The organism is Phenylobacterium conjunctum, from assembly GCF_042679085.1.
Classification (GTDB): Bacteria; Pseudomonadota; Alphaproteobacteria; order Caulobacterales; family Caulobacteraceae; genus Phenylobacterium; species Phenylobacterium conjunctum.
This window is the reverse complement of record NZ_JBHTLQ010000092.1, coordinates 1-8,276: the sequence shown is the minus strand read 5'-3', so window position 1 is coordinate 8,276 and position 8,276 is coordinate 1. Positions and strand designations below refer to the sequence as shown.

Below are 8,276 nucleotides of genomic sequence, written 5' to 3'. Positions count from 1 at the left end.
TCTTTGCGTCGGGCCATGGGAGGTCTCCTTCTTTCCCATTATGCCCGCCCACACACGAAATTCCTGACAGTCCCCCAACCGCACCGGCGTCGACTGGCATTACATCGCGCCCGGCAAGCCGCAGCAGAACGGCTTCGTCGAGAGCTTCAACGGCAAGCTGCGCGACGAGTGCCTGAACGAGGAGGTCTTCGCCAACCTGGCCGAGGCCCGCGCTGTGATCGAGCGCTGGCGGCTCGACTACAACCACGTCAGGCCACACTCGGCGCACGGCGGCCTCACGCCGGAAGCGGTGCGGCTGAACCCCGCGGCCGGCCGGCTGCGCAACTTGATCAGCTCCACCGGCCGGCCGCTACCGCCGACGCTGCAGATCAGCTACCAACCAACCCCTGGACTCTCACAATGATCGAGGGACCGGTGGGGGGCAGGTCAGCAGGCCAACATCTCGAAGCGCCGAGCCACCTCCGCCACCCCCGCCCCAGGCGCAAACGCTTCACTGAGGATCGCCAGCTTCTGCGCGTCGCTCCACGTCCGACGGCGCTCCCCCGTCAGCAACGTGATCTAGCTCATCGCCGCTCTTAAACCTGCTCATATGACCGATCATATGACCGGACTTAAGAGCGCAGGATCGCCAAAGCCCACATCACCGCAAGGCGGCCCTCACCGGAGGGATACGACCAATCGAGGCACTGGCGGGGGCCACGTCACAGCCCTTGCCCAACTGAAGTAGCGAAATTGAGTGCCTTTCTGGGGCGTAGGCGGAGGCGACCCTGCGGAATTCCAGTGCGGACTTCGCGATCTTCGAGTGCTGTTGCGTGGCGAATGGCTGTGCCCCGGTGCCCCGTGATCCGGCACCCGTGGCGGAGTTCATCACCGAGGACGCCCCCAGTTCGGCACCCTCAACGCTAAAGCGTCGGCTGTGATGCAGACTGATCGAAAATGCTCTAGACAGTCAACGAGCGAGCAGGAAGTCGAAGCGACCTCAATGAGCGCCCGATAGGCCGCTCGACGCATTGATACAGGACGATACCCGAAAAAATCCCTGTAACCATGCACGCCGTCACGAATAGTCCCGCTGAAATCACGCCTTCCTGCGGAAGCGAAAGCTTATCCCACACCACGCGAAAAGCAATTACCGGGTATAAATGCCCCAAATACAGAGAATACGAGGCGTCGCCAAGAAACGCAAATTTCCCCGACAATAAATTTCGACCGCACTTCAATTCTGCGCCTGCAGCCCCAGCCACTATCAACCCAGCAGGAATTCCGGCGCTAAAGAGCCGTGGTCCCGGCGCATCGGCAAATGCTACAAAACAAATCACCCCGATCCCTGCCAATGCGGGAGCAATCCAAGCGGACGCGCGGCGAAATACTCCGGATAAAGCGAGCGCGCCAATAATACACCCGATCAAGAACTCAAAGATTATCGAATCTGTCCAGAACAAAATGGGAGTGTACTGGCAATTGAACGTCTCCTGTAGAAAGAAGAATAGGCCGAAAAGGAAGCCAACCCCAACTACGCGGATAACGGGTCGGAAAGCCAAAAACAACGCGAAGGCCACATAGAAAAACATCTCATAGTTCAGCGTCCACCCCAACTTTAACATTGGGCTTATACTTTGGGTCATGCCCGGGTTACGCTGCGGAAAGAAGATTAGTGAACTAATCAAGCTCGAAATTGAAAACGCACTATTTCGAAATAGTTGCGGCGTTATCAGCAATAACGAGGCGGTCAATAATGTCATTATCCAATACAAAGGAACAATTCGCTCCAAGCGTCGGAAAATGAATGATCTCGCCGAAGGGCTCTTGAAGCCAGTCGAATACATCATTACAAAACCACTGATTACAAAAAACAAGTCGACACCACCCTCGCCCAATGTGGTGTTCATATAGTTTCTGAGGCCAGCAACCTGCTCATGCGCATGCTGGAAAATTACAAGCAACGCCGCTAACGCGCGAAGATACTGAATGTATATTAGACTAGAACTTGACGCCGAATCTTGTCTCAGCTCCAAGGGCGCCACGGGCAGCATTGAGGTTCTCCAAAAATCCAATCTCAAGAGCTTACCAATTCTTCGCCGGAGTCTTGGCCTTCAGGGCAACGCTTTTCAACGACGATTTTAGCTGGCAGATATTAGGATCCCACTTTAAGTCGATAGCATCAAATTGTTCATCGCTATTGTAAGTGTGAAGCCCCCTAAAGCCACTTCCGGCTTCTGCCGGCCAAGACTCCACAATGACTTCATCAAAAAAGGTAGGTGTTAGGTGGGTAATTTCACACCACACCAATCCCTCACCGTACCCAGTCTCGCAGTTCTGCGCTGGCCGAAATAATCGCCCGTCGACCCGCACAATTTTGCCAGCGCATCTTGATGACCGACAATCCGATTTGATTGGATTTGCTGAATGAGGCTTCCACGGTCCAGTTAGGCTCAAACTATAGTAAGCATTGAGTTCATCGTGGATTGATCCGCCAAAGCGTGCGACGGTCCCGAGAATCCACCAGACCCCCCCCTCTTGGAAGAGTGTCGCGTCGGCTATTGGCTCCTCAATTAAGACTGCCACAAACTCCCAAGTACCTGGGAACTGCAGGCAACGGTACAGCTGCAATTTTCCATCGGCCCCGCTCTCGGGAATCATCAGAATTTGGCCGTCATGTTCAAAAATAAACGGATAGGACAGATGGTATGGTCGCTCCAGAACAACTTCGAAACTTCCGACGTCGCCATCGTGACCGATTTTCGCGCAAACAAGAACACCCTTGTTTACGGAATAAAGAAATTCTTCAGCAAAGAGATATGAATTGTTTTCGTACCGAAAGATAAATGGATCGGCTAGGTAGCTATTAAGTGGGGTGGAGATAATAGAAAATTGTGTTGGCGCAGGAGGAGCCGGAAAACCTACACCTATAGACCTTCTCAGCGCTATAGACCAGTATCCTGTTCGCTTGACTTTCTTGATCACTTGGTTTGCGAGCTTTTCCGCAAGCAGCCTAATAGCAAATTTTAGCAAATACATTGGCTGTATTGAGATCGCTCCTGTCGACAATTCAAGCGGCTTACGTCGACCATGAGGTTCAACATCTAAAAGTTCAGTACAAAGCGCGGCGGTTCGTGAAAAAATCGTAGACAGAGCACGTATGAGGACTGCACGATCTTGGATGCTGGGATATGACGCGGCCACTTCGAGGCCGGTAGAGCTGGAATTGAGTGAAATTTTTGGAGATCTTCTGCGCAAAATCTTTCCGAGCAAATATCTGTCGTCTGCCATCCCGTCATATCGGACCTCGTAACCGTTAGACAGACCCATCGATTGCCGAGCAAAGTCGAGGACTATCCGATAATCGGACCAATCCAACGAGCGGTCGAAACACTGAGCGTCGTTAGGTGCCGGCACCCGCCTTGCCAGCGGAGCATCCTTGAATAGCATGTGTTCAAGCCCCATCCAGAAATGGACGCGCCAATCCCAGCCCTTTGCGGGCGCGACGAATACAAAAACTGTGTGCGAGCGTCTAAACCAGTCAATTAGGCTGATATGCCATTGGAAGACACCGTCTAGAGGCAAGATCACGGCGACGGGTTTCAGGGGCAGGCTAAATTTGTTCAAGGGACACCTATTCTGGCAGCCGCCGCAATAGATCGTAAACATGCGTAGTGCCAGCAACGCGCTGTCTGGATGGAATAATTCCAACTTGATCGCGGCGAAACCAGTGAGCGATTTCTGGGCGTTCCATAGGGTCCGGCCCCCGATCAGTGTTCCAGCCGATCAGTAGCCAGCCGCCGGGAGCTAAGACATGCGCGATCGCGGTGATGGCGTCGCTTTGCGCTTGAGGCCCATCTACACCAAACCCGAAAATTCCGTTGCACAGCACGCCGGTAAATTTCGCTTGGTCGAAGATGCCCGCGATATCGAGCAAATTGGCCTCAATATGTCGCCCTCTGCGCCCCCAGCGTTCCGTGACCGGATCGATATCAGTGGTCCAGCAACGTGCACCGTGTGATTCTATGAGATTCGGATAGTTCTTTGTATATCGACGGCATCCTACCCAAAGTATCTCTCCTCCGGAGGATACAAGTGCCGGGATTATTGAGGAAACCAGGAGGATCCGATCCGGGGATTTTTCAGTTCTGCTGTGAGCGAGAAAATATGAAATTTCTTGCCGTATCCTGAGCGGGACTATGTGGCGGAGAGCACGGCCAAGCCTTCCAAAAACGGATCCGATTGAGATTTGACCCGTTGGGGCCCCTGCTCCGCCATCCTGGCTGCCATTGTTCCTGGCTGGTCGTCTGCTCATACGCCTTCCACATAAACGCCTATGCTGACAGCGAATTGCCTGGGGCCGCTGTGGAGAAAGTCGCCTGACTGTCTAGTACCTGCGTCAGCTGTCAATCAACGACTCGGCATTCCGTTGCATTTGGAGTTCTTAAATGACGGCGTCAGCACCATCTAGCCGGGTGTTTCGAGCGGAGTTAGTTAGCAGGCTACCGTGCCTAGCGCCCCCGAAAGATGTGGTCGTATGCCGCCAAAAGTTGAGGAACCTGGTGGCCCCAGCCCAACTCGGTTTCAACGCGCTCTCGACCAAGTGCTCCCATAGATGCGCGCAGTTCAGGTTGATCGATTAGAGAAACGATCGCCTCGGCAAACGCATCTGTATCATCATGCGCTACATACAACGACGCGCCCTGAGCACTATACCGACCTTCCGTGAGATCAAATTGCACAATTGGCTTCGAAAGCGCCATATATTCAATAATTTTATTCATCGTCGATTTATCATTTAGGACAGAAAATCGGTCTGGATTTACGCATACGTCGGATGTTCCGATCGCGCTTAGCAGCTCGGCGTCGGAAACCCGACCGGTAAATGTAACATAGTCGCACAGGCCGAAGTCACTAGCCATCTTTTGGATATGGGCGCGATAACTACCGTCCCCAATTAAAACAAATTGAATATCGTCGCGGCCATCTACATATACAATTTTCCTGATCGATTTCAGGAGGAGGTCCAATCCCTCCTGCTCTCCCATTACGCCAATATAGCCGACGAGATGCCGTCGCCCATTCTTCCACTTTTCGTCGGGAGGTGGGCGCTTGGGCCAGCGTGTTATGTCGGGACCACTTCTGACGACGAAGACATCTTCAGCGGAAACTCCACCCCGGGTCATTGCGACGGCGCGATAGCTTTCATTTGTTGAAATGATCACGTCTGCAAGACCATAGGTCATGCGTTCGAAGATCGACAGCATTCGATAGAATGGGCCGCGATGGCTAAATTTGGATTCGTAGACTTCGGGGCAAAGATCGTGTTGGTCGAACAAAAAGCGAGTGCCGAATAGGCGAAAAGGCGCTGCGACAAGAAATATCAGGTCGGGAGGGTTGCAGGCGTGAATTACATCGATGCGGCCAGCCAATGCTACACGAATGGATAGGAGCATCTGCCAAATAAGAGCACTTCCATATTCAAGTAGATAGCCCAATGGTCCCGAGGCCTCGAGCGGGAGAGCGTGTCGGTATATATGGACGCCTTCCAATGTTTCGAACGACTTCTCGTATCCTTTGCCTTTCGGGCAAATGACTGAAACATGATAACCCGCATTCGATAGCGTAGTGGCTTCGAGCCATACCCTTCTGTCGAATGGAACGGGTAGGTTCTCGACGATAATTAGGATTCGCTTCGTTGGCATTCGATGCTCAATCTCGAACCTTTTAGCGGGGCGTTTTTCGATAGGGTTGGCGCGTTAGCAGGCGTATGCGGAGCGGATGGATGCGTAAAGTAGAAAAGCTTCAATGGGCGCTGCGGCGGGTCAGCCGCATGTCTGCAGCCGAAATCGCTCATCGGGTGCAGGAACAGATACGTCGTAGATCCGATGGCTTGCGGGGGTGGAGTTGGTCGGATTTCGGCAGTTATGAGGGTGGGGTAGCTGGGCTATCAGGGGTGACGTTTGGTCGGGGATCCGGCGAATTGGATGAGGCCGTCCTGGAGCGAGCGGCGCGTGCCGTGCGGGGGGAGTTCGTCCTTCTGGGCCAGCATTGGCCACAGCCCGTCAGCGAAAGTTGGTGGCGAACTGACTTCTGGTTTGTAGATCCCGTGACGCACAAGAATTGGCCTGGAGCGGATGTTTACTGCTTTGATGTAAATTACCGGCATGCAAGCGAATTTGGTGACGTGAAGTTTGTCTGGGAACTTAATCGGCTCCAGTTCCTGACTGCAGTTGGGCTTGGCGCACAATCCGCTGGAGATCGTAGCGCCCGAATAGCATTTGAAATAGTGAGAGGGTGGATGGAGGCAAATCCTCCGTTCCGCGGAATTAACTGGGTTAGCGGAATTGAGGCGGCGAGCCGCCTGGTTTCCATCTTGGCCTTAATTTCGATTGTCGGCGTGCCTCCGAGTGATTTCTTGCCTGACATCAAGGCCTTCGTTGCCGCTCACGTTTTTTGGATTGCCCGTTACCCGTCGCGATATTCGTCGGCCAACAATCACCGCATAGCAGAGATGTCAGCGATATTTATCGCTGCAGGGGCTGCGCCTGGCATAACGAATGCGAATGCGCTGCTCGGTGATGCTCAGCGCGGACTGGAGGCTGAAGTCCATCATCAATTCCATGAGGACGGCGTTGGAGCAGAGCAGTCTCCTACTTACAGCGCCTATAGCTTGGAATGGTTTGCGCTGACAGGTGTGAATGCGAAGTCGATGGGCCGCCCCTTTTCAGCCGCCTATTTTGAAAAATTGAAGTTGGCCGTCGAGCATCTCCGTTGGATGCTCGATGACGGCGGGCGCACCCCCAGGATTGGCGACGATGATGAAGGTCGCGTACTCGACATATCGCAATCAAGCGCTGATCAATACGTCGCAAATACTGTTGTATTTTCAGAACGTTGTATCCGAGTGGCTTCAGAAGGCGCGGAAGAACAGACTGAAGTATACGTGAATGTAGGTAAATCTGCGCTCGCTGATATAGGACCTGGCCCCACGGGAGTCCGGACTTTTGAATCTGGGGGATATTCAGTCATAAGGCAGCCCACCGATCGTGGAACTGCCCTTTTTGTTTTCGATCACGCCCCTCTTGGCTTTCTGGCAATCGCTGCTCACGGACATGCGGACGCGCTTTCAGTCTGGCTGCATTGGGGAGATGAGCCGATTTTTGTCGATAGCGGCACCTTCCTCTACCACTCGGGTGGGCTATGGCGGGATAGTCTGCGAGGGACCAATGCTCACAACACACTCATATTGGGGGGGGCGGACCAAAGCGATATTGCGGGAGCTTTCAATTGGTCCAGACATGCGGAAACCAAGCTTGAGCATTTTAGCGCCCACAGGATCGCGGGGGCCCACAATGGTTACAGAAAGCAGTTCGGCGTTTCCCATCATCGAGGCATAGCGATTCACGCTGATCGGCTAGGCTGGGATGTTGAAGATAAGCTTATAGGTGAGCCCACTCTTTCAAGTGTTCCATGGGTTATAGGTTTTAATGTGGCGCCGAATTGTCGCGTTAAATTGGAAGGTAGAATGGCTCATGTGTATGCAAGTGATGGGCGCGCCATCAGCTGTGAAAGTCTTTCAGGATACGATTGGGAGGTGGGCGAAAGTGTATATTCTCCGGGGTTCAACGTCAAAGAGGCGGGGCAAAGGATCCTCCTACGGGGATTGCTCAGCGCTGATGAAGGTAGTGCGTCACTGGTGCGGATTCGACTGGCAGCGTCTTCATTTTGAGCGCCAGCAATCTATTGGCTTTTTCACCAGGGTCCGAGGTCATGGAGCTGACCTGCCCCTAAGAACTTCCTCCACCTGGAGCTAGAGTCCGGCCCTTGAGAGGACGAACAGGAAGCGAGCGAGATTTCGCGAGGAGCAGATCATCGGAATCCTTTGGGAGAACGATGCCGGGACGAAGGTGGTCGAGTTGGCCCGCAAGCGCGGTGTGTCGGAGGGCGCGATCTACGCCTGGAAGGCCAAGTTCGGCGGTAAGAGCGTGTCGGAGGCCCAGCTGCTGAAGGCGCTGGAGGACGAGAACCGCCGGCTCGTGTCACTGTTGGCGGACGCGATGCTCGACAAGGCGGCGTTGAACGAGCTGCTTTCAGAAATTAGTAGGGCCGGCCGCCGTGCGCCAAGGCGTCGTTCATCTTCGGATGGTGTTCCAGATCAGCGTACCCCCCCCCCGCCTTGGGCCGCCTTGCTGAGGGATAGGCCGGACGGGATGCTAGGCTCGTAAGGAGACCTTATGAGCGCTCATAGCTGTGCAGCATGGCCCATGTGACGTTGATGTCGGGGCCGGAGCGCC

General features: G+C 54.0%; 6 protein-coding genes and 2 pseudogenes. 3 read left to right on the top strand and 5 right to left on the bottom strand.

Translation table 11 applies throughout. From position 1 onward, the window contains the following. Positions 1 to 88 precede the first annotated feature (88 nt). Positions 89 to 403 (top strand): annotated as a pseudogene (locus ACFQ27_RS20215) (integrase core domain-containing protein); the annotation flags it as partial. 23 nt (positions 404 to 426) lie between these two features. Here ACFQ27_RS20215 and ACFQ27_RS20210 read toward each other — a convergent pair. The 5 genes from ACFQ27_RS20210 to ACFQ27_RS20190 form a co-directional block, all read right to left on the bottom strand. Beyond that, positions 427 to 552 carry a transposase gene (locus ACFQ27_RS20210; protein WP_377354836.1) on the bottom strand — a complete coding sequence of 42 codons (126 nt, stop codon included), beginning with the start codon at positions 550 to 552 and terminating at the stop codon, positions 427 to 429. Between the two features lie 389 nt (positions 553 to 941). Next, positions 942 to 2,033: an acyltransferase family protein gene (locus ACFQ27_RS20205; protein ID WP_377354835.1), complete on the bottom strand. Its 1,092-nt coding sequence runs from the start codon at positions 2,031 to 2,033 to the stop codon at positions 942 to 944. Between the two features lie 31 nt (positions 2,034 to 2,064). Then, positions 2,065 to 3,606, bottom strand: coding sequence for a glucosamine inositolphosphorylceramide transferase family protein (locus tag ACFQ27_RS20200; RefSeq protein WP_377354834.1), 1,542 nt, complete (start codon positions 3,604 to 3,606; stop codon positions 2,065 to 2,067). A gap of 7 nt (positions 3,607 to 3,613) precedes the next feature. Next, positions 3,614 to 3,916: a hypothetical protein gene (locus ACFQ27_RS20195; RefSeq protein WP_377354833.1), complete on the bottom strand. Its 303-nt coding sequence runs from the start codon at positions 3,914 to 3,916 to the stop codon at positions 3,614 to 3,616. Positions 3,917 to 4,490: 574 nt separating this feature from the next. Beyond that, complete coding sequence (locus ACFQ27_RS20190; RefSeq protein WP_377354832.1) at positions 4,491 to 5,684, bottom strand: glycosyltransferase family 4 protein; 1,194 nt, start codon at positions 5,682 to 5,684, stop codon at positions 4,491 to 4,493. A gap of 80 nt (positions 5,685 to 5,764) precedes the next feature. Between ACFQ27_RS20190 and ACFQ27_RS20185 the strand changes: the two genes are divergently transcribed. Then, a complete protein-coding gene (locus ACFQ27_RS20185; protein WP_377354831.1) occupies positions 5,765 to 7,711 on the top strand; it encodes an alginate lyase family protein in 1,947 nt (648 codons plus the stop codon). Positions 7,712 to 7,850: 139 nt separating this feature from the next. Continuing rightward, a pseudogene (locus ACFQ27_RS20180) lies at positions 7,851 to 8,142 on the top strand (transposase); the annotation flags it as partial. Between the last annotated feature and the right edge of the window lie 134 nt (positions 8,143 to 8,276).